Here is a 19,910-nt window from a genome sequence, read left to right as displayed (position 1 = left end):
GGAGCCGCTACTTGAATATTATGTTATCGGATGTTCTCATATTTCTTCATTTAGTTTACGTAAGATAGGTATTTCAACTACTTCCCCTTTAGCAAGTTCTTCAGCAATCAATTTATAAAAGTCATTTAATAAAGTCACAGTACCATTTATCTTTTCATAACGGGAAGTAAAGTCATCAACAATTTCCACTATGGGATAGTCTTTAATTACTCTATAAAACATTTCTACCTGTATAAGAACTAAGTTAACCAAACTTAGTAGTTGAAAATGAATGTCTCTATCTTCAGTTCTATCAAATATCCAAGAAACTCCTTGATAGTGTTCTTCACTCAATTCAAAATTTCCAAATGCACTTAAGATACTAGAATGCGCGAATTTACTATTAATTTGCTTTTTATACACATGAATTGTATCAGACATGTCCTTATAATTATTTTCAATCCATTTATTTGCTTTTGATTTCACTCCTGATCTCTCTACCATTGAACCATGATCATTTTTGATAGCAAAACTATCGATTTTAGGATTATATAATGCATAACAGGCCAATACTGCAGACTCAATTGATAAACGTAAATTAAAGCTTGTTTGAACAGTATGCCTTCTAATTAATGATAAAATCGCTAAATACAACGAATTATTGGTTTGAGATAAAAAACCAGCAAATATCCAGGCACTGATCTGATAATTTTTAGTAAATGTCCAAGATAACTCTATTGCGTCTAAACATACTTCAAAGATTAATCCAAATTGATCGTTTGCTCTTATAATCATCTCATGTTCTTCCTGGGATATTTCATACATGCTGAACATTCTTTACACCTCCTGTACATTTTTTTATTCAGTATATTTTATGAGAAATTCCGATAACGTCTCTGTATTCACGACTCGACGTATGTCGAGTGTCCGGCGAATGCCGGATCAAGGGCGTATGCCCGTAGCGTAAATATTATGTTAGATGATGGATAAGTCTTCATTGAGTGACCTTCAAATTTCACTAATCAATTTTATGATTGACATAAAAGAGTTTAATCCCAGTCCATATATGATTGTATTTCTAATTTTTCTTCCTCACAGTCAGGACACTTTAAAGAAATTTCTTCTATTTCATCTAACAAAGGTTTTTGAGGCATTTGTACATGACAAAGTGGACAGTCGTAACTGTTTATATAGAAATAATCTTTTGAGATTATATGTAGAAATGTACGATTCAGTAAATACCCACATTGTTCGCAAACGTATAATCCGTCATAACATTCAAAATGTATATCCTCTTCGTTCATATATTTTTTGATTTGTTGTCGACCTTCTTCTTGTTCATACCACTCTAAAATAGTTTTCAAATTTATATAATTAAACCCTATTCCTAAAAAAACTTTATGATTATAAGAGCACTGTTTGCAATCTAATGTATAGGCTACTCCCATGTAAATAACCTCTCTTGTTTTTACTTATCTTTCATCTAACGTTCCTGTATCCACGACGTCCCACCGACTTAAGGCTGCGCCAGCAGCTTTAAGTCGGTGGGGATGTGTCCGCCTGATTCCACTCTCCTGACAAACTCCTTCGGGCGAACCGAGGAGCCGTCAGGCTCCGATGCGTGGATATGATGTTAGATGATGTCAGCCCTTCTTCGATATACTATCAAAATGAGTCTTTACTTCAGTATTATTTCTTTGATATTCCAATTTCCCATTTCATATATAGATTTACATCATCAATTGCGTCTTTTACTCGCCCTTCATTTTGATGATTTTGTTTAAGCTCTTTTAATATTATTGGTTTCACCTTGTGTTTTTCCAGATTTTCTTTGGTTCTAGCTATATAGGCTAGTCCAAGAACGCCATTATCTCTTATTGCTGGATCCGAATATTTTTGTAAGGGACGATATTTTCTTTCCATATTTCATCCGGAACTATTGTGTTTAGTCAAGCATTGGCTGATTTCATCTAACGTTATCGTATTCACGACGCCGCACCATCTTAAGTCCTGTAAGGGGCTTGAGGTGGTGAGAATGTGTCTGGCTGATTCCGCTTCTCTGCTACTGAAATGCCCCTCTGATCCTACTTCTAACTTCGTGCCGAGCCACGGGCGAATGCCAGATGCGTGGATTTTGTGTTAGGTGACGTCATCTGCCTTCTCTGATTCACCCAAATAAATCTTTTCTATTTGTAACTTATACTTATTGTAGACCTCATGTAATTCTTCATTAATATTAATGTCTAGAATCTTCGCTGTTTCAGAGATATTAATAATATCGTAATGGACGTTAAATGCAGCAGCCATCGGTGCCCATGTTGATTTCGATCCAATTATTAAATGTTCTTCGTTACGAGAAACGTAATAATTTGTATAAGTCAAGATGGAATTACCGTCGAAATGTATAAGTGAACTAGCTTCTTTATAAAGCGATTTATAATCTATTTCTAGTCTATAACTTAGCACTTCATCTAAATCCATTGTCATGTGGTCTCTTGCCTTTGCCATTGATAATAAATCAAGTTTTGTCCATTTCTTGTCAAATCTCTCCCCTTCAGACTCAGAGGAAAATCTTGCTTGCATTGATTTAGCTGCTAGCTTTAAAGTTTCTAAATCTAGTTCTGTAAGATTTTTTGCTAACTTCTGCTCAGTTATTGCTAAAGAAGATTTTAATATTCACTAATTGGAATGTGAGCAATGAATGGCTGAAATCCATTTGATTCTTCTGCATGAATAAGATACGAAAAGACAATAGCTTGTTCCAATCTTACTCTCGCCAATGTAACAGCAGGAATTACAAAACTATTCTTAATTAAATATCTAATAGCTTGGCTGGTATTTTCCATAATGTACATCAAAGAAATAATGATACTACTATATTTATTCGTTTTCAGGTTCATCAAGGACATTCGACTATCAAATAATTCGTAAACCTCATCTGATAATTCTATTAAGCTCATTGCATTAGTATAATCAACATTCTTTTTCGTCATCTTTGCTCTCACTTTCGTTAATGTTTTTGCAAATGATTTCATCTAACGTTCCTCTATTCATGAACCCCCGAAGGGGTTGTCTGCTGAAATCCCTCTTAGAAATCCATCCCAGACCAAGGCTCCATCGGAGCCGCAGCTAGAATATTATGTTAGGCGAAGTTAAAATCTTCCTGATTAATCTTGAAAGGTCAAATACTTGGGCCAATTTAATATTATTAATGCTCGGAGTAACTGACGTTAAAGTTCAATTCAAGCGTGATAAAGGTATTAATTACTGCTACCGCTACTTTAGGTTGTGAAAAGATCAAATCTGTAGTCGTTGTTTTCTTCGTATAACTTCTTAGCTAATAACGGTTTTAAACTTGCTTGAAAACTTATTAACAAAGAATCTTTTTCTGCTTCTTTCAAGTTTTCTATAAAGTTCTGACTAAAATATATATTTTCGGTTCCATTAATCACTATCTTATTTAAGTATTTTAAAATTTGTGTCTGTGAGGCATTTTCTAGTTGTTCGAAAAGTCTATTGTACGATTTATCATTTCTTAAATGATATGAAAGAATTATATTTGTACTATTTTCTAGGGGATAGATTGTTAAATAAATAAGCTTAATTTCTTGAATTTCGCTAAGCATTTGATTTTCATTTATTTGCTGCCCATTCATATCAAATTCTACTGAAAAAGCCCCACTTGTTGCAAAATTCACTTCAAAATCTAACTTCAAATAAAAGGTGCGAATATTATTAAAATTCTTCTCACTATAATCTTTCTTAAAAACTTCATATTCTTTCTTGAATTCTCTTTCATTTAGTTGTGCGGTTCGATAATCATAAACCATTGCTTCATTTATCGTCAGATCAGGGCGCTCACTAAAAATATTCATTCTAAAAGTTAAGTCCCTTATTTTATTATGACATTCAAGAGCTAGAGGCCTAAAAGAGAACAAGAAATTTTGTCTTGCTTCATTACAATAATCTGAAGCTTCAATTGGAAGAAATAATTTATTATCGTGGAAATCGCAAAATCCTTGAAATGTACTGGCCTTATTGATGCTTACACGATCAAACTTAGCTAAAACTATATCTCCCACATGATCTGGTATAAATTGATAGAGGTGTCCATCTCGACTGATTCTATTCAATATTCGTTTTTTTTGTATTGAGTGAGCATTTTTAATATTACCTCTACATTCTTCGTGATCAAATGCTAGGCATATTTCAAACGCAGTATCATTCCAATTCTTTACATATTCATACTTTTTGCGCTTATCAGGATGTTTACGGTATTCCTTCCAATTGTGTTTATGTTCGGTCGATTTTGGTTTACAGCAAAATTTGAAACTTTTTTTAGAACCGCATGGACATTGTTCATACGGACCTATAGTGAGTCTTACATTTCTAGGGAACTTTTCAATTAACATCATATGTTCAATCTCCTTTTATGTAACCATCATTAGAAAATTAATTCCATCTCCCTCAGGAAATGGGCTTGCCAATATTCAAGTTCTCTAATTTCCTCAAGAGACTTAGCTACTTCATTTTCATTAAATTTATTTTTCGGACACCATCACATATTACCATCCATATTCTCATTTAGATGTAATAAAAATCGTTCTTCAAAAGAGATTGTTCCTTTTATGAATTTCATTATTTAGTGAATTTCGCCTAACGTTTCTGTATTCACGACCCGGCGTGTACCGAACTAAGGACGAATGTCCGCGGCGTGAATATATTGTTAGGCGAAGTACTCAAAGCTTCACTAAATTACTTTTAATGTGTTAATAACATCTTGAGCTACATCTTTAATAAAATCTACTTGTTTTTGTGTTGGTTCTTCGCCATGTATAGCTGGAGAACAAACTGAATAAATTTCTCTAATAACATTTTTAAAAGATGGAGGGAGTATATCCTGCTTAATTAAGTCATTAATCATTATGTTTATTGGTATAGGTCTAGACCTCTCCTCATTAGTTTTATAAAAATTTTCTTTCCATATTCTCCTTAATTCTTTCTCAATGTTAAAACGCGCTGCAAATAAAAGTTTATTTTCTTCTGGAACTTCCAAGCTCTCATTGGTTTGTCTATCTACACTATTCGCCGCTAAAATCTGATCCAATGTGTTTTTAATAGATTTTTCAATATTGTTCAACTGATTATCAGGAGGTGGAGAAGATGGACTCCCTACGTAAATACTTGGATTGAACCTGTTATTGTTGTTTATATCAATAGAGTTTTTTAACATCCCCCGTACTTCTGAAATCTCTTCTTTTACTTCAGTTTTCATTGCGACAATTTCTTGTTTTAATTTTATTCCTAGAAAATCCATCTCTGTGAAGAATGGAATTAACATTAAAGCTGCGATTATAGCCACTAAAAAGATATCAAATGCGCCTACACTTGAGCTAATTATCTCATCATAACGAAGATATATCATATAGATTCCTAAACCTATTACAATAACCCACCATACATACTTGAATTTATTGTTGAACTGCATATTCTCTCCTCTTTCATTTGAGTATTTCGCCTAGCGTTCCTGTATTCACGACTCGACGTATGTCGAGTGTCTGGCGAATACCAGACCAAGGATGAATGTTCGCAGCGTGAATATTATGTTATCTGCTGTTAGGGCTTCTTTTGAACTATTCAAATTTTCTATCTTAGTAAGAATAATTCTCTTAATTCATTAAGGCTATTTGCCATTTCTCTCATTGCTATATAATTTATACCTGAATCTTCCCAAGTATAATGTTCAAGTAATTCTAGATTACCTAATATTGTTTTTGATTTCATTCTTATTCTTACTAAATCCGGCTCAATCTCCTGTGCATATGACTTCCTTCTTAAAATTGAAAATGTAATTATTAGACGCGATGATTCTTCAAAATCCATAGAGCGAAAATCATAAGTTGAAGTAGGATCATTTATTTGCCATGTTTCTAGGAACATAAAAATTTTACTTATGCTTTCTTCAATTTCAGATACGATAATTGCAATTTCATCGGGAGTCGATGCGGCGTTTCTTGCAGTTACTGATTCTACATCCTTTTTCCAGCCTTTTAATGTTTCCACAGAATATGCTGATTCTGCTGAATCAATTTCTTTAGAGCATTTAGTACATACCCAAATACCATTAGTCACACTCTTTCTTTCAATTGTTGTTAAATCACTATTAAATCTTGGACCGTTTGGGCTTGCTGCTGTGATATGTGCTGCTATACCTAAGTTAACTGATAGTTCTTCATTAGTTGGATGAGCCTTTGTAGTAGCTCTCCGACAAGCAGGATTAGAACATCTGTAGCCTGCTCTATCAGCTAATACTTTTATTGTTCTTGCAGAAAATGAATCCCTCATTAAATACCTCTTTCTTTTATGAATTAGCCCTAATTGCAGATAACATCTAATTTATGTACTTCGTAAATACCACACATCCTGTATGATATGTGAACTACGTATATGATAACCTATGGTGTAGTATTTGCGAAGAAGAATTTGGTGAAAAAGGGAGATTTATCGAAGTATTCAATCTCCCAAAACCATCCGATCCAGCGTGCTTTGAATAAGCTGGATATTTTTGGTGCTAACATGCGTATATCGCTGAGTTGTACGTGCACTCGTATGACCAAGTAACTCCTGAATGTAGCGCAGGTCTGTCCCGTTTTCCAGCAAATGAGTGTCGAAGGAGTGTCTCAGCGCATGAATACTTACCTTTTTCACAATTCCTGCGGCTTTATCTAGCTTCTTCAAAAACCTTCTGTACGCTCCGCTCAGTAAGATGTCGATCAGAAGATTGCCCCGGAAACAGCCAACGATTGGGTCTGTATTCATCTATGTATTTCTGCACCATATCCCAGGCAAGGCTTGAAAGAAGCGTTCTCCGATCCTTTTGACCCTTTCCCTGTCGCACAATGAGTGTCTGCCTTTCAATATCCAGATCGCTGCAACGCAGACGCACAACTTCACCTACACGAAGCCCGGAAGAATAGGTCAGAAACAATATGGCCTTATGTTTGGGATGGTTACGGATTTGAGTAATTGTGCAACTTCGTTTTCGGATATCACTTGTGGAAGCTTGGTCTGCTTCTTGGGACGAATATACTGGATTTCAGTAGGGTGATGGAGCACATGTTTGCAATAGAAACGGATAGCACTAATGGTCTGATTCACGCTTGAATGGGAGATCCCCACTCAAGCAAACCCAAGCAATATCTCTGAACATTGGATGTAGTGAACTCCGTATTTTTAAGGGGAAGGCTACTCAGAAAACGCTCAACCTGATTACAATACGCTTTGATTGTTTTGCGACTATATCCTCGTAACTTTAGTGCCTTCTGTAAGAGTTCTTTGCTCCACTGGTTGTTTCCCATATTAGCTTTCCATTGCTGCAGTTCTTCATTGTCAACCCACAACTCCGGGGTAATCTGAACTTCATCCGGATCAAACTGGCTCGTAAACTCCTGGATGGCCGCAATAGTGTAGGGTATGATCCACATTTTCTGTTTGGGTTCCCACTTTCTGCCCCGTAATCTGGCGAATGCGCTGAATATCTACAAGGTTGTAGGGACAACGAATATGCAATGAATGAGTAGAACCTTTAGTTATGGTGATCTTCTTTTCCGTTGTAGTATCATCGTTCATAGGAAACTCTCCTTTGTTTGAGTCTATGTCTTTCTCCGCAATTTTGAGAAATAAAAAGGAAGGCTCTCCTCATCCCAAAAAGGGGAATCAGATGACCTTCCGATGCTTTCGAAACATATATGATCTTTAAAAGTAAAGATGGGCACAGCCAGTGCAATAAAAAACTGCCACTCCATGTAGCTTCAACAAAGCATACCTTCTGATCAAATTTTTCCTCATGGATAACAGTAGACGATTGAACCCGCAGGTATTTCGTCTGGGGATATCTCTTTTACCAAACATATACCGATATTCTTCTTGCTGGCTATAGAATGATTAATTTGAGAAGAAACAACTTTATATATTTGCTCTTCACCATCTATTTATTTGATGATAATCTGGTCACCGATCATCTCTTTGATTGTTGAAGGAAGTAGTTCATCCAACTCTTCATTGGCCCCCATGACGATGGTTCCGAATTCCGGTGTATCGAAGACTAAGCCAACGCCAAACACCATTTTAATTTCCATTTTGTGGCCTCCTTATCTCTGATCTATGAATAGCTCGCGTTTGGCATCTTTCACCCTAAGATAACCATCTCTCTAAATAAAACATATCATTCAGTAGAATGGAGTTCAGAAGCAACCTTGCTCCCGGATACTTCCCCTATGTTCACTTGACCATCCATTTCCAGCCAAAGCGCTTCTCTAATCGTTCCATGGACACCAAATGTCAACCAGTTCAGTGTGTCTTGAAGCGAATCAAAACTTTGTCAGCTCGATCAACATACCCTTTACGGCTCCACTCGGATTTAATTCCATTTAATAATATTTTTTGAATTTTTTTCTAACAAATCTGTAACTTCAATTGATCTTTCGTTGTTAATATATTCGAGAGGAAAAAATAATCACATCAAGTACTACATAACACTCTAATTCAACTAAAGAAAGAGGTGATTTTCGAAGATCTTGTAAGATAATGAGTTGTTTTAGTGTCTACCTCATTTCGATCTTCTTTGGATGCTGAACAGAAATTTGCTACAAGAAAGATAATACAAAATCCTGAAAGTATGGAGGAATTAAATTTAAAATGAAGAATTTATTTAGAGTTCCGTTTCTTTTGTTGGCTATCTTCACTCTAGCGTTCAGTACTATATTTCCAACCTATGCTTCTGCAAATAGCAAAACTACTGTACCGATAGAGACTCTATCATCTAAAGAGACTGTATCTAGTGAACAGCTTAATCCCATAGTAAAGAATAAAAATGGTGCTATTATTCCTATGGCAAGCTCTGATGTTGCCGTATTGACTCTTTTTTCGGTCCCTAGTGGCAGTACAAATAGTTCAGGGGGTTCAACAGGATCGAATTGGGGCACTCATTCTTTTATAACAGTCAAAAACGTGAGTGCATCCAATATTTCTGTTGGCGGACTTAGCGGAATTACCTCTAATAAAACTATTTCTGTGGGTACATGGGGCAATAAAAGCGAAAATGAAGGCGTATTTTATAACTTAGAAGCTAAATTTATCTCTCAGAATAGCTACAATAATAGAGTTTCCCGTTCTATGTATTTAACCCAGAGCCAACTTAACAGTGTCAATTCATATATTCGAAGCCATGACTCTTGGAGTACGTTAAATAATTGCTCTTCTTTTGCGGTAGGATTGTGGAATTCTGTATCAACAGATACGTATACTGCTGGTTTTCCAAATACGCCACAAAATCTGTATAATTCACTCAGGGACGGTGCTTACACCACGAATGCTGCTGTACCATATGATTATTTGGTATATTATTCAGATGAACCTAATGCTCCTAAACGTAGCCTTCAGTTTTAAACAAATACAATTAATCGATGTACCCAAGTATCATTGGGTGCATCGATTAATATCAATGAGGTGAATTATCAACTATGAGACCAAGAACTAAGTATGGCATTATCGTTAGTGCGGTTATAATCGTTGTCGTTCCTGTTATCATTGGAATTTATATGTTTAACAAGGTGGTGGATCCTGAGGAGATCATGGTTACGAAATCCGAAGTTTCTTCTGAACTTATCACTTTAAAAGGTGGATTCGTAGATAGTATCAGTAGATATCACGGCTATAACGTTTCGCATAATAACAATTCATTATTCATTCAGATTAAAGGCAGTAAACTCCCCATTGGAGGCAGTAAGGATTTCTATATATCGTTTTCCAATGCCTACGAAAAGGTCGAAGAAATCTATTTACTAGGTCCAGATGACTCAAAGAAAAAGATTTGGCCAAATCCCTAATTACCTTTTCATTAAAGACAACATCTCTAGATCGTTCGAATCTTCCTGATCACTCTATATAATGAACATTTCTATAATTGGAACTATACTGCTTAAAGAAGGTGATCCTGTAATCTAGCTAGATCATCTTTTTTAAGTTTTTTGGTAGTTATAATCGTTGAAGTAGATTTTGTTTAACTACTTATCTCATGACTTTTTTCCAATGCTACCTAACATATCGTTAAACGTCTTATGGAACATAATATACTCAGTACAAACATAAGGATGGGATTTATTTGATTATCAAGAAGCTAATAATTAGCGTGATCACACTTTGTATTTTACTCATATTGGGTTTTCTGAGGTGGGACAATCTTGAATCCAGAGCAGACTTTCATTATAAGTATGATCGATGGGCAGGTCAGAAATGGGTAGATTTCTATCCGCTGCTAGCTGCTTCTTCCAACAGCATGGAGTTTCCACTTATATATAGGGATGAAATAAATCAAAATGATATAGATAAATATTTAGGAAAACAAGCTCTCTCTGGAGAGTTAGTGAACAAGTGGATTGAACGAACAAAGTTAACGGATGGATATATAGGTCTGTTATTATCGAATATTCTAGTGGTCATTTACAGTTGCTTTAAAATATTTATTTTGAGATATAAAAAATAGGATTATCTGATAACTCTTCAATATGTTAATTATATCTCTTGCTTTCAAGTATGCGTTTTCAAAAGAGTCCACACGAATCTAAGTTATTTCTCCAATGCAATTACACTCCATTTAGGAGAGATGTCGGAGAATTTCGCCTTTCCAATTAACGATGTTTATTTCTTTATCTTTCAAGAGACACCAATCAATAATTTCACCTATCAATTTTGGCGTTATGATCTCATCGCTCCATTTCGGTGTTAGTACTCTTCTGTATCCTATATATTCTAACGTCCAGCCTTCGAATTCTTCTCCGATGATGACTATAAATGGGGTCTTGTTCTTAATACTATGTTGTCCCACTTCATAAGTGACAATTAACTTCTTATCCTCAGAAACGATATGTAATTTGATTATTCCTTCATCGTCAATATCCGGTTCAACATACCAATAAAATAATCGATTGGAGCGAACGATTTTACGTTTATATTTTTTTCTTACGCCCATAACTCACCTCACATATTCCTTTTTTCTTTGTTCTCCGTATTTGTTCAGTTATCTAAGACACAGCTAGAATAGCTGTGAGATCTGATATCAAAAGCCACACTAAGTTTAAGGAGTAGCAATCTTGTAAAAATCAATTACTCTATCAAAGATTTCGATCTCTCTTTTTTTTATGTCCGGTAATGTCTCGCTATGCTTTACGATATGATGTATATTATCTGCTACAGTCTCTGCTTTATGAATTCCTACATATCCTGGTACCAGTTCATTAAGGTAATGGAAGTATCTCATTTGAGGTTCAATCATGCGCAGATGTTTATCAAAATTTCTTCTGGATCTTGTCTGATCCATCTCCTTTCGCTTGCGCAGCTCATCTTCTTCAGCCCAGAATAGTACATAAGCATCCGGTAATGATATTTCATTCTTCAATAACTTCTCTCTAAAAAAGTTCGCTGTTTCATCTAGAGATAGGTGCTCATAACCATATATCCAGCTGTACCAAATCTTAAATACATCACCATCCAAAATCACATACTCATGTTGTTGATTCTTCTCAGCTGCTATATGCCATCTTTTGATTTGTCTCTCCAGCAACCACATCATAAGTTCCCTACCGTCAAGTTGAGGAGATTCAAAAAGAAGCCCTGTTTCTGGAACAATAAATGCATCATATTGTGTAGCGAACTGCTGACAAGTGGTACTTTTACCTACAGAACTGGCACCTTCGAGACAAATTATCGTCATTCAATTACCTCCAGATATTACTCATCAAATGATTAATCAGCCTTCACTGGCTCTTAAGCGATCATGTTGAATTTCATATTAGACTATGTATTGTAGATTTCTTTGATCTTTAGCCATGTTTCATACCAAAATGTTTTTCGTTTAAGCGGTTTTAATACCTTAATCTCGACTTCTTTTCGTTTCAAATACACCGTGCCATCCACTTCAATTAGTCTATCGCCAAATGCAAATACCATATCCTTGCAGTCTTTATGATACTGGTTCTCTCTTGTTTCTGACCACTCCGCTTTATCAATAGAATGCCGTTTTCTCATTATTTAAGGTCCTCCTTTAAGGAAAACACCACTCTTTACAGCGAAAAGAAAGCCTGTCACATCATAAACACTTCGTTATCCGATATTAATGAGCCTTAAGGTTCTTTTATTGCTATGACTTGTTCAAATGCTATATTAAATTCTTTAACATTAATGTTTAACTTGATTATTCCTTCTTTATCCAGCCCTTTTGTATCTAATCTAAAAGTACCTGTCAGTGCTTCCGAAGTATTACCATCAACTTTTTCGTTTATGTCCAATTTAATGTCTCTATCAATTAATCGCTCCTGAATATCCTTACTTATAATCGGTTCAACTGTTTTTAGGGTTATTGATTTATTGGTTCTATTCCATAGATTGAAATGATATGTTACGACTGTTATACCTTCATCTTCCTCGCTCCCTCCCAGTCCAATTGATATCGAGTTTATGTTCAACCCGTCCTCAACAATTTCATCCATCTTCACACCGCTTGAACTACAACCACTTAGGGCGAGTATTGTTAAAAGAAATATTAAAACCATTGAACGCTTTTGATTCTTCAATTCGGAAACTCCTTTAATTTTTTCTCTTCATTTTTAAGATCCATATTGGCAAGTTCAAGTGCAATCGCTAATCTAATCTGTGAATATTTCCTAAGTCCTTTTAAATAGACATTGTCTAGCTGTTTGCTTTCAATTATAGGGGTTTTAGGAAAAAACCTCTCTTCAAATTTTGATTTATTAATTTCTGGAATGTTCCAGCATCACGACGGCCCCCTTTATATATCCCTTATCTTAGGGAATGGATGTACCTGCTTATCCATTCCACAGAAATGTTACGGGCAGATCAAGGGGCAAAAGCCCCTGCGCGGGAATATGATATTATACGAAACCACTTCTAATTTAATTTGAACTTGTATATTCCGAAATTTTATCAAGTGGCCCTCTTGCTATCGCATAAGACTACAGAGGTCTCAATTTGTCTTTCTGGAACATTCCAATAGGTATTTAATAGCTTTTTCTTCTCATCAGGTGATACCAGTACCATTCTTTAAGTAAAATTTCTTAGCCCATTCAGCTGAGTCCCATGTCCCTATTAAGATCGGTTTATTTGTTAAAGCCACCATATGAGATAAAAGCTTCGTACCTATTCCGCTATTCCGTTGGTTTGTTCGTACATATGCGTGTCTAATTAAACATACATCACCCTTATCTTGAATTCCCATAACTCCTAATAATAGATTTTTTTCTTCAAACCCCCAAAATACTACACCATCGTTCATTTCGCACTTTAGCTCTTCCAATGTCATATAAGGTTCATGATACCTATCGTCAGGAATTACTCCTTTGTATGCCTTTGCTGCATCATTAATAATCTGATACGTTACATCCGTATCCATGCTTTTACACAATCTAATCACGAAATTGGCCTCCTTATGGTTTGATGTTGTTTCGTAGATGCTAACCCACCACCGGCTTAAAAGCACCTGAAAGGGTGCGGCTACATGAGTACAGTTAGCTGGTGCGGGGTTATCCGCCTATATCCATAGTCTCTCACGAACTCATTATAGATTGTATTTCGTTTTCATTCTTTCATATAATTTATAATCCGTATTTCTATTTACAATCTCTCCAATTAACTGTTTCCATTTGTTTTCAATCCACTTAGGACTTTGTTCTTTCAGAATATCCTCGTTAAATTGACTATCGATATATTCCAAATCTTGTTTAAGCACTCCAATATCCTTAATCAGTTGATTTCTCGATTCTTTTTCTAGCGATATCTTATTCGATAAAATTTGGTCTATGATTTCTACTCTTATATACGTATACATATCTCTAAACACATTATAGATTAAATAAGTTGATGATAATTGATCTTCCCTGAAGTCGGATTTCAGGAACACGAATGATTCTTCGCCAACTTTCAAAGATACCGCCACATTTCCTAAGGCATGAATGACTGTTTCCTTGGAAGAGCCGTCCTCTAAGCTTTTTATCACATTATCTAAATTAAAGATTGATTCTTTTATACCCATTTGAGTTCCATGATTTAGTTTAACCGTGTATTCAACTTCTTGATTATCTTTGTACGCTTTGAATTGATAGTTGAAGTACATGCTTATTACCAATCCAACCATTAGTATGATTATTGCTATATTTTTTTTCATTGAATCCCCTCCTAATAGTGCCTGAACTACGTATATGATAACCCATATTGTTACATTTGCGAAAGGAAATTGGCGAATAAGGGGGATTTATTAGTTTTCTCAAACCCTTATCCAATCGATCCAATGGGCTTTGAATACGCTGAATATATGCAGGGTTGTACAGGACGCGAGTATGCAGTCGAACCTTTCGTTATAGTAATAAAACAAAAAGGTCCTTCTTCATCCCATAGGGAATCCGACGACCTTTCGATGCATTTGGAACATATCAAATTTTTTAAAAGGTAGAACGTACCGTCTTTCGCTGCAAGCGGGCTAGCACCAGCAACTACCTATCAAGCCAACAACGCCTGTTCAATCTGATCCACAATGCCATTGATGCCTATCGGCCCATAACAACCGATCCATGTCGCCGCATCTACCGAGTGTATTTGCTGTCGCTCATCCGTATCAAGCATCCCCCAGACACGTTGCTCTGTCGCAGATATTCCATCTTGCATAAGCTCATTACTCAGCAAAAAGTAGTGGCTAGCTTGTACTGCAGGTAATCTCTCAACGGAGATATGATAGGCCGTATCGGAGGAATCTGCCACAAACAGCGGAACGGGCAGACCCAGATCCCGGTACAGCACAGCGCCTGTGCGATGAGCAGCAGAATGGACGCGCACGAGGGAATCCAGTGGACGAATCAATGCCACGCTTTTTCCTGCCAACGCCGGAGCCAGTTCCTCAGACAGCAAAGACGTTCGACGGTGATAATCCGCGATAATCTGCTTGGCCTCTGCTCGCTTGCCTGTCAGTTCACCGAACAGACTTAGAATCGTCTTCCAGTTTTCGTTACGCTTGAACATGAGTACTGGAGCGATTCCACTTAACAGTTCATGGTGCTGATCATGCACCTCGGTGCAAATAATCAGATCCGGCGCAAGTCGCTCTACCGCCGGAAGATCGGGGTATTCATACGTACCAAGTAATGCTGTATGCTGGAGTCCTGCCCGGAGTGATTGAGGGAACGTTAACACGGTACTTCCTAGTCCGACACTTCCTACCGGTGACAAGCCCAATGCAAGCAAATGATCAGCATATTGCACATCGAGGACAGCGATACGCTGTGGTATTTCGGTGACGGTGTACTCCCCGCGTATATGGCAGATGACCGGGCCTTCGGCTGATTCATAGGAAGAAGCTGTACGATTTTGCAGCAAAGCATTCGCATAGTCTGCATCTCTTCTCGAAGCGGCGGCATGCCGGTAATGTAGCGGTGGGACGCCATGATATTTTTTAAATGCTCTGCTGAAGTAATACATATCGCGATAGCCCATTTTGTCCGCAATTTCACCGATGGACGCATCCGTATGACGCAGCATGCGTGAAGCACTTTCCATACGCAGCTGAATGACGTATTCCATCGGTCCAAGCTGCTTCTCTTGTTTGAAGCGGCGCTGCAGCTGTCTTACACTACAGCCTGCCAGGGCTGCCAGCTCTTTTAGCTCCAAGTTTTGACGATAGTGCGATGTGATATAAGAAGCGACTACATCCACCATGTCGGACTCCGCTCCCCCTTGATCACGTTCATACTCCATGATCAGCTCGTAGATTATTCCTTGGAGCAAAGCGTTGGCATAGAAACGTTCCAGTCCTTCACCACGGCGCCATTTGGCAACGATTTTCTCGGCTTTTTCGATCCATTCCGCATGGGTTGCCGAGTTTTGAACAAATGACCTGCGCAACGGATGCTTGCGATATGAAGGTACAACAAGAGAGGCACCCTCTATGGAAGAAGCCTTGTACATAATGACAATATAATGAATGTCCTCTGATCTGGCCGTCAGCGTAAAGGATGACCCCTTCACCATATGACAGGCAAAAGAAGCTCCAATGTGGCAACCCTCGCCATCCATTGCAAGCTCCCCTTCACCTCCATATGCCAGCAGCAGCACATTTGAAGTTAATTCCGTTTCGTGTAAAACACTGCCTGTCTGCAAAGTACCGCTATCCCCGTCAAGCATCTTGATCGCCGTATCACTCCATAGACTTGTCTGTTCTTGCAGCGGCATTTCTCTCATCTCCTGACAATAGCAAAGGTAAAATTCTTCCTGTTGTCATTTTAGTTGAGATTCTTTCTCATTGTCAATTTTCGGACATTTGAGACAGTATTCGCCTGACATCTGATAATAGAAACAGCAGGTAATTCGCTCGCTTTTGGCAACATGCACATTATCCTTACAATCGGTGAAGCGGGTTAACGGATTCTTCCTCTCACCAAACACCTCCCCGGATGCCACCTGCGTCAGATATGAAAAGTCCTCTCGAATGATCTTACTTTCCTGCTCTGTCTCAGCTTCATCAGGAGCGAATAGTCGGCCGATACGTACCATGATATTCTCCCAGAGAATACTCATCGAAAGTGGCGCAATCACAGCAAGCGTCTTTAACAGGGGTGTAAGCTGTACTGCAAACATCTCCTGGGCCACCTTTTCCCGCCACACTGCCCTGTCTCCCGTTAGTCCTTCAGCCTGAAGTCCATTCACCGCTAGAAAAGGAAATCGTGTGCCGCCCTCATGATCTGAGAGCGCCGGATGATAGAGAAAGCTGTTCTCCAGCTGAAACGACACATGCTGATGATGAAAAGTCATCGCGGTCACCAGTGGAGCCGTCCACAGATAACCGATCCGTTTGGCTAACATCGAAGCGGCAACCTTCATATCAGGCGCATCGATATAGTTCTGAAACCAGCTGATATACTCTCGACACGCCTCTTCGTCATGCAACTCACTTAGAGCAATGGTACGGACACTATGTTCAGGCGGCTCACCAAGCAAAATCGAATGATCCTCTACCGTCTCTTTCCATAAGTCTGTCGAGAGATATGGGTTCATATTAGTTCGATCCGAGCAGGGCTTCCGATGCCTGATCTACAATCAGATTAATCGCAAGCGGTCCGTAATAAGCGATCCACAGTGTTGAGTTTACGTCATACGTGCGGTTATTCTTCACAGCATCGAGGGACTTCCACACTGGATTAGTCAACATAGCCTCTGCCTCTGCCGCAAAGAGCTCATCCGACAGCACAAAATAACGATCTGCCCCAATGTCAGGAACCTTCTCCATGGAAATTTCAACAGAAGTATCATCCTTGATCTCTTTAACGAGTTCAGGCATGTTCAAGCCCAAATCATTATACAAAATGCCGCCTGTACGATGCTCGATCCCATGAACACGAATGCCTTCTTTACGCGGACGAATAAGAGCTACCGTTTCATCTCCCATTTTCTCTGTCAGCTGTGCCTTCAGACCAGCAACTTTTTCCTCATATGCTGTGCGCACTTTCTCTGCCTCGTCCTGCTTGTCTGTAATTTTAGCAACCGTGGCTAACGTATCACGCCAGTCTTCGTAGAAATCGAGTACCAGGGTAGGTGCAATTTTGCTTACACTCTCATACTGTTTCTCCTGGAAGTCGGTCATGATAATCAAATCTGGATCTAGGGCTACAATCGCTTCCAGATTAGGCTCGTCCCGTGTACCCAGTACCTGTACGTCACTCGGTTGATCGCCTAAGTATTCTGGAAAATCCGTATTACCTCCAGCGATAACACTACCTGCCGGCTTCTCGCCAACGGCTAACATTTGATCCAGAAACTTAACATCCAGCACTGCAATTTTCTTTGGTTTTTCGTTTAGAGTGATGTCACCCTTCATACCCTTGATCGTTACGGGAAAAGCTCCGTCCGTCTGCGTTTCCGCATTCGCAGGTGTCTCCGCTGGTGTTGCCGCAGATTGCTTACCGCTATCTGTACCTGTTGCGGCACCGCAAGCCGTCAGGACTAGAATAAGGGCCATCATCAAGCCCATGAGTAATCGTGATTTGTGAGCAGTGTAGGCTTTGTTACCAGCCGTTTGCCCCTTTGTTCCTTGTTTCATTTGTAAATCCCCCTTATGTATACTGATGATAATGATTTTCATTATCGAAACATAAAGAGAGTATATACGATCTCCGTATCGTGTTACCATGTACTTTTGCGACATTTCAGCCGGACTAATGCGACATGGTGCGGAGAAAGACAATAGCTTCTTGGAGAAAATAAACCATGCTTCTTGTGCTCAAACTGGAGAACGGACAATCGGTTTCATGGCAGCGAATCGTGCTTATGTTTAGTGTTGGTTACGGATTGGAGTAATGGGATAAGAGCATAATTCAACTGTTGAAAAGTGCGTAGGCTCTAGAACAAAAAAAACCTAACAAAATTTGTTAGGTAAAAACCACTTGTATATGTATCTTATTATCCGAAACGCACTATATATAGGTCTCATTCATTACTACAATTTTATTTTCAATAATGTAATTCTAATGTTTTCAGATCAATTATAAAATTTTGTTGTTTCAGAATATCCAATCCGAGAAGCCCTTTATGTTCTTTAGGTAATATGCCTACATCTATTTCTATATTCCCAATGCTTTTTGTTCCTATTTCAATCCTGTCCATGACTTTAGTGTAGAAAGGAATACTTCCTCCAATCCCGTATGCTTCATATATCGAATCGCCGGTTTCATAGGTCACACCGATTTCCTCTAAAACATCAGGACTAATGATCGTATGTGAGGATCCTGTATCTATAATTACATCATCTATTCTTAATACTCTGCCTCTAAATGTAACGGTGAGTGACGTTGTAATTAACTGACCATCATAGTTAATTTTCATTCGTATTACGTCTCACTCTCATTAATGGATCTCTGCGAAGATTGATCACAAAGTCTTGATTTGAAGTATGATACACGACGTTACCAGGCTCTACTTGAAAAAACTCTTTATTTACATCTCGTTCTGATATGGTTCGGATTGGTGCAACTTCATCTACTATTTTTTTGTTGTCTTCCTCATGATAATGAATGATAGAAACCAGAACAAATTGGTCAGGGAACAGTTCTCTAACTTCTTGCCATTTCATGTGTTCTACCTCCTGTTATTGAGTTAGTTCTACTTTCTGTAATTTTAACATATCTCCTGTTCTCATTTTACCGTATTCATGACGTCTGACTTGATCAGATGTGGTTTGCTGGAATAACCCACCATGATCTATCTTATACTGTTATTGGCATTAGAGGTCTCCGATGAAAATCCAGTTTCTCTAACTCTCCATTTCAAACCGTGTTTGAAGCTCTTTAACAAATACCTCAATGGGTTTTTTATAGTCGATGGGTTTATACATAGATCTATTATTCTTCATATGCCGTTCATCTTTATCACGAAAATCATTATCTTCAACTTCAAGCGTCTTCATCACAAGCATGATTTCATTCATGGTACTTATAACACTTCGACTATCCGTTTTGGTGATCGTGCTCTCATTACATTTTTCCAAATAATAGTTCACCAGGTGGTCAGGAAGCTTCTCAACGGCCAAATAGTCCTCTAAATTCTTTTTAAAGATTCCTGCCAGTTTACTCGCCTGATTTGCTCTAATCCCATTGACCGTTAAGCTTAATCTGGAAAAATCATTCATAAAAACATAGTGTTTTCTGCCATACAACGTGAAGAAGTTTGCATGCCAACTAAAGAAGTCATCGCTGTCTTGGATGGTTTCCGGTTTGGCATGAAGATCTTTTAATGTGAGTTGGGTTGCTTTGAAAATAATCATGCTCGACTCCTCCTTGCTCCTTAATCTGATTATAAACTACTTCAAGCGAACTATATCC

Annotated in this window: 26 protein-coding genes; 2 read left to right on the top strand and 24 right to left on the bottom strand. The window is 37.9% G+C overall.

Translation table 11 applies throughout. The features are described from left to right. Positions 1-36: 36 nt before the first annotated feature. From BS614_RS11710 to BS614_RS31470, 12 genes are all read right to left on the bottom strand, one after another. Positions 37-813, bottom strand: a complete 777-nt coding sequence (locus tag BS614_RS11710) for a hypothetical protein (RefSeq protein ID WP_074094103.1) — start codon at positions 811-813, stop codon at positions 37-39. Between the two features lie 215 nt (positions 814-1,028). Continuing rightward, a complete protein-coding gene (locus BS614_RS11705) occupies positions 1,029-1,427 on the bottom strand; it encodes a hypothetical protein (RefSeq protein WP_074094101.1) in 399 nt (132 codons plus the stop codon). A 241-nt stretch (positions 1,428-1,668) separates the two neighbouring features. Then, positions 1,669-1,902 carry a hypothetical protein gene (locus BS614_RS11700; protein ID WP_074094100.1) on the bottom strand — a complete coding sequence of 78 codons (234 nt, stop codon included), beginning with the start codon at positions 1,900-1,902 and terminating at the stop codon, positions 1,669-1,671. Positions 1,903-2,118: 216 nt separating this feature from the next. Next, on the bottom strand, positions 2,119-2,562 hold the full coding sequence (locus BS614_RS11695) for a hypothetical protein (protein WP_074094099.1): 444 nt from the start codon (positions 2,560-2,562) through the stop codon (positions 2,119-2,121). Positions 2,563-2,648: 86 nt separating this feature from the next. Continuing rightward, the gene (locus tag BS614_RS11690; protein WP_074094098.1) at positions 2,649-3,014 is read right to left on the bottom strand and encodes a hypothetical protein; all 366 of its coding nucleotides are present in this window, start codon (positions 3,012-3,014) and stop codon (positions 2,649-2,651) included. A 246-nt stretch (positions 3,015-3,260) separates the two neighbouring features. Next, entirely contained in the window at positions 3,261-4,394 is a 1,134-nt protein-coding gene (locus tag BS614_RS11685; protein ID WP_074094096.1) for a hypothetical protein, read from the bottom strand. 335 nt (positions 4,395-4,729) lie between these two features. Continuing rightward, positions 4,730-5,467 (bottom strand): hypothetical protein, encoded by a 738-nt coding sequence (locus tag BS614_RS11680; protein WP_074094095.1) that lies wholly within the window; start codon positions 5,465-5,467, stop codon positions 4,730-4,732. Between the two features lie 158 nt (positions 5,468-5,625). Further along, a complete protein-coding gene (locus BS614_RS11675) occupies positions 5,626-6,324 on the bottom strand; it encodes a hypothetical protein (RefSeq protein WP_074094094.1) in 699 nt (232 codons plus the stop codon). 168 nt (positions 6,325-6,492) lie between these two features. Further along, complete coding sequence (locus BS614_RS11670) at positions 6,493-6,798, bottom strand: tyrosine-type recombinase/integrase (RefSeq protein WP_084174495.1); 306 nt, start codon at positions 6,796-6,798, stop codon at positions 6,493-6,495. Then, positions 6,701-6,925 carry a tyrosine-type recombinase/integrase gene (locus tag BS614_RS32365; RefSeq protein ID WP_280523089.1) on the bottom strand — a complete coding sequence of 75 codons (225 nt, stop codon included), beginning with the start codon at positions 6,923-6,925 and terminating at the stop codon, positions 6,701-6,703. Before BS614_RS32365 ends, BS614_RS11670 begins: the two co-directional genes overlap by 98 nt. A 208-nt stretch (positions 6,926-7,133) precedes the next feature. Beyond that, the gene (locus tag BS614_RS11660; protein ID WP_074094091.1) at positions 7,134-7,463 is read right to left on the bottom strand and encodes a phage integrase N-terminal SAM-like domain-containing protein; all 330 of its coding nucleotides are present in this window, start codon (positions 7,461-7,463) and stop codon (positions 7,134-7,136) included. Positions 7,464-7,970: 507 nt separating this feature from the next. Beyond that, positions 7,971-8,117 carry a hypothetical protein gene (locus BS614_RS31470; RefSeq protein WP_157116072.1) on the bottom strand — a complete coding sequence of 49 codons (147 nt, stop codon included), beginning with the start codon at positions 8,115-8,117 and terminating at the stop codon, positions 7,971-7,973. Between the two features lie 559 nt (positions 8,118-8,676). Between BS614_RS31470 and BS614_RS11650 the strand changes: the two genes are divergently transcribed. Beyond that, positions 8,677-9,426 (top strand): hypothetical protein, encoded by a 750-nt coding sequence (locus BS614_RS11650; protein ID WP_074094089.1) that lies wholly within the window; start codon positions 8,677-8,679, stop codon positions 9,424-9,426. 74 nt (positions 9,427-9,500) lie between these two features. Next, positions 9,501-9,866, top strand: a complete 366-nt coding sequence (locus tag BS614_RS11645; RefSeq protein WP_074094087.1) for a hypothetical protein — start codon at positions 9,501-9,503, stop codon at positions 9,864-9,866. A gap of 767 nt (positions 9,867-10,633) precedes the next feature. Here BS614_RS11645 and BS614_RS11635 read toward each other — a convergent pair. The 12 genes from BS614_RS11635 to BS614_RS11580 all read right to left on the bottom strand — a co-directional run bounded on the left by BS614_RS11635 (position 10,634) and on the right by BS614_RS11580 (position 19,852). After that, positions 10,634-11,008: a hypothetical protein gene (locus tag BS614_RS11635; RefSeq protein ID WP_074094084.1), complete on the bottom strand. Its 375-nt coding sequence runs from the start codon at positions 11,006-11,008 to the stop codon at positions 10,634-10,636. 105 nt (positions 11,009-11,113) lie between these two features. After that, positions 11,114-11,749, bottom strand: a complete 636-nt coding sequence (locus BS614_RS11630) for a P-loop NTPase family protein (RefSeq protein WP_074094083.1) — start codon at positions 11,747-11,749, stop codon at positions 11,114-11,116. Between the two features lie 83 nt (positions 11,750-11,832). Then, positions 11,833-12,063 carry a hypothetical protein gene (locus BS614_RS11625; RefSeq protein ID WP_074094081.1) on the bottom strand — a complete coding sequence of 77 codons (231 nt, stop codon included), beginning with the start codon at positions 12,061-12,063 and terminating at the stop codon, positions 11,833-11,835. Between the two features lie 95 nt (positions 12,064-12,158). Then, positions 12,159-12,608 (bottom strand): hypothetical protein, encoded by a 450-nt coding sequence (locus tag BS614_RS11620; protein WP_074094080.1) that lies wholly within the window; start codon positions 12,606-12,608, stop codon positions 12,159-12,161. A 464-nt stretch (positions 12,609-13,072) separates the two neighbouring features. Continuing rightward, positions 13,073-13,465, bottom strand: coding sequence for a GNAT family N-acetyltransferase (locus tag BS614_RS11615; protein ID WP_244898304.1), 393 nt, complete (start codon positions 13,463-13,465; stop codon positions 13,073-13,075). Positions 13,466-13,609: 144 nt separating this feature from the next. Continuing rightward, entirely contained in the window at positions 13,610-14,215 is a 606-nt protein-coding gene (locus tag BS614_RS11610) for an oxidoreductase (protein ID WP_074094079.1), read from the bottom strand. Positions 14,216-14,547: 332 nt separating this feature from the next. Next, complete coding sequence (locus BS614_RS11605; RefSeq protein WP_074094078.1) at positions 14,548-16,269, bottom strand: helix-turn-helix domain-containing protein; 1,722 nt, start codon at positions 16,267-16,269, stop codon at positions 14,548-14,550. Positions 16,270-16,314: 45 nt separating this feature from the next. Then, entirely contained in the window at positions 16,315-17,091 is a 777-nt protein-coding gene (locus tag BS614_RS11600; RefSeq protein ID WP_074094076.1) for an IucA/IucC family C-terminal-domain containing protein, read from the bottom strand. A gap of 1 nt (position 17,092) precedes the next feature. Continuing rightward, on the bottom strand, positions 17,093-18,133 hold the full coding sequence (locus BS614_RS11595; protein ID WP_074094075.1) for an ABC transporter substrate-binding protein: 1,041 nt from the start codon (positions 18,131-18,133) through the stop codon (positions 17,093-17,095). A gap of 410 nt (positions 18,134-18,543) precedes the next feature. Next, on the bottom strand, positions 18,544-18,915 hold the full coding sequence (locus tag BS614_RS11590; protein WP_074094074.1) for a retropepsin-like aspartic protease: 372 nt from the start codon (positions 18,913-18,915) through the stop codon (positions 18,544-18,546). Continuing rightward, positions 18,905-19,162, bottom strand: a complete 258-nt coding sequence (locus BS614_RS11585) for a hypothetical protein (RefSeq protein ID WP_036669338.1) — start codon at positions 19,160-19,162, stop codon at positions 18,905-18,907. Before BS614_RS11585 ends, BS614_RS11590 begins: the two co-directional genes overlap by 11 nt. Positions 19,163-19,342: 180 nt before the next feature. Beyond that, positions 19,343-19,852, bottom strand: a complete 510-nt coding sequence (locus BS614_RS11580; RefSeq protein WP_074094073.1) for a DUF6933 domain-containing protein — start codon at positions 19,850-19,852, stop codon at positions 19,343-19,345. Positions 19,853-19,910 lie beyond the last annotated feature (58 nt).

The organism is Paenibacillus xylanexedens, from assembly GCF_001908275.1.
Taxonomy (GTDB): domain Bacteria; phylum Bacillota; class Bacilli; order Paenibacillales; family Paenibacillaceae; genus Paenibacillus; species Paenibacillus xylanexedens_A.
This window is presented reverse-complemented; position numbering and strand designations above follow the sequence as displayed.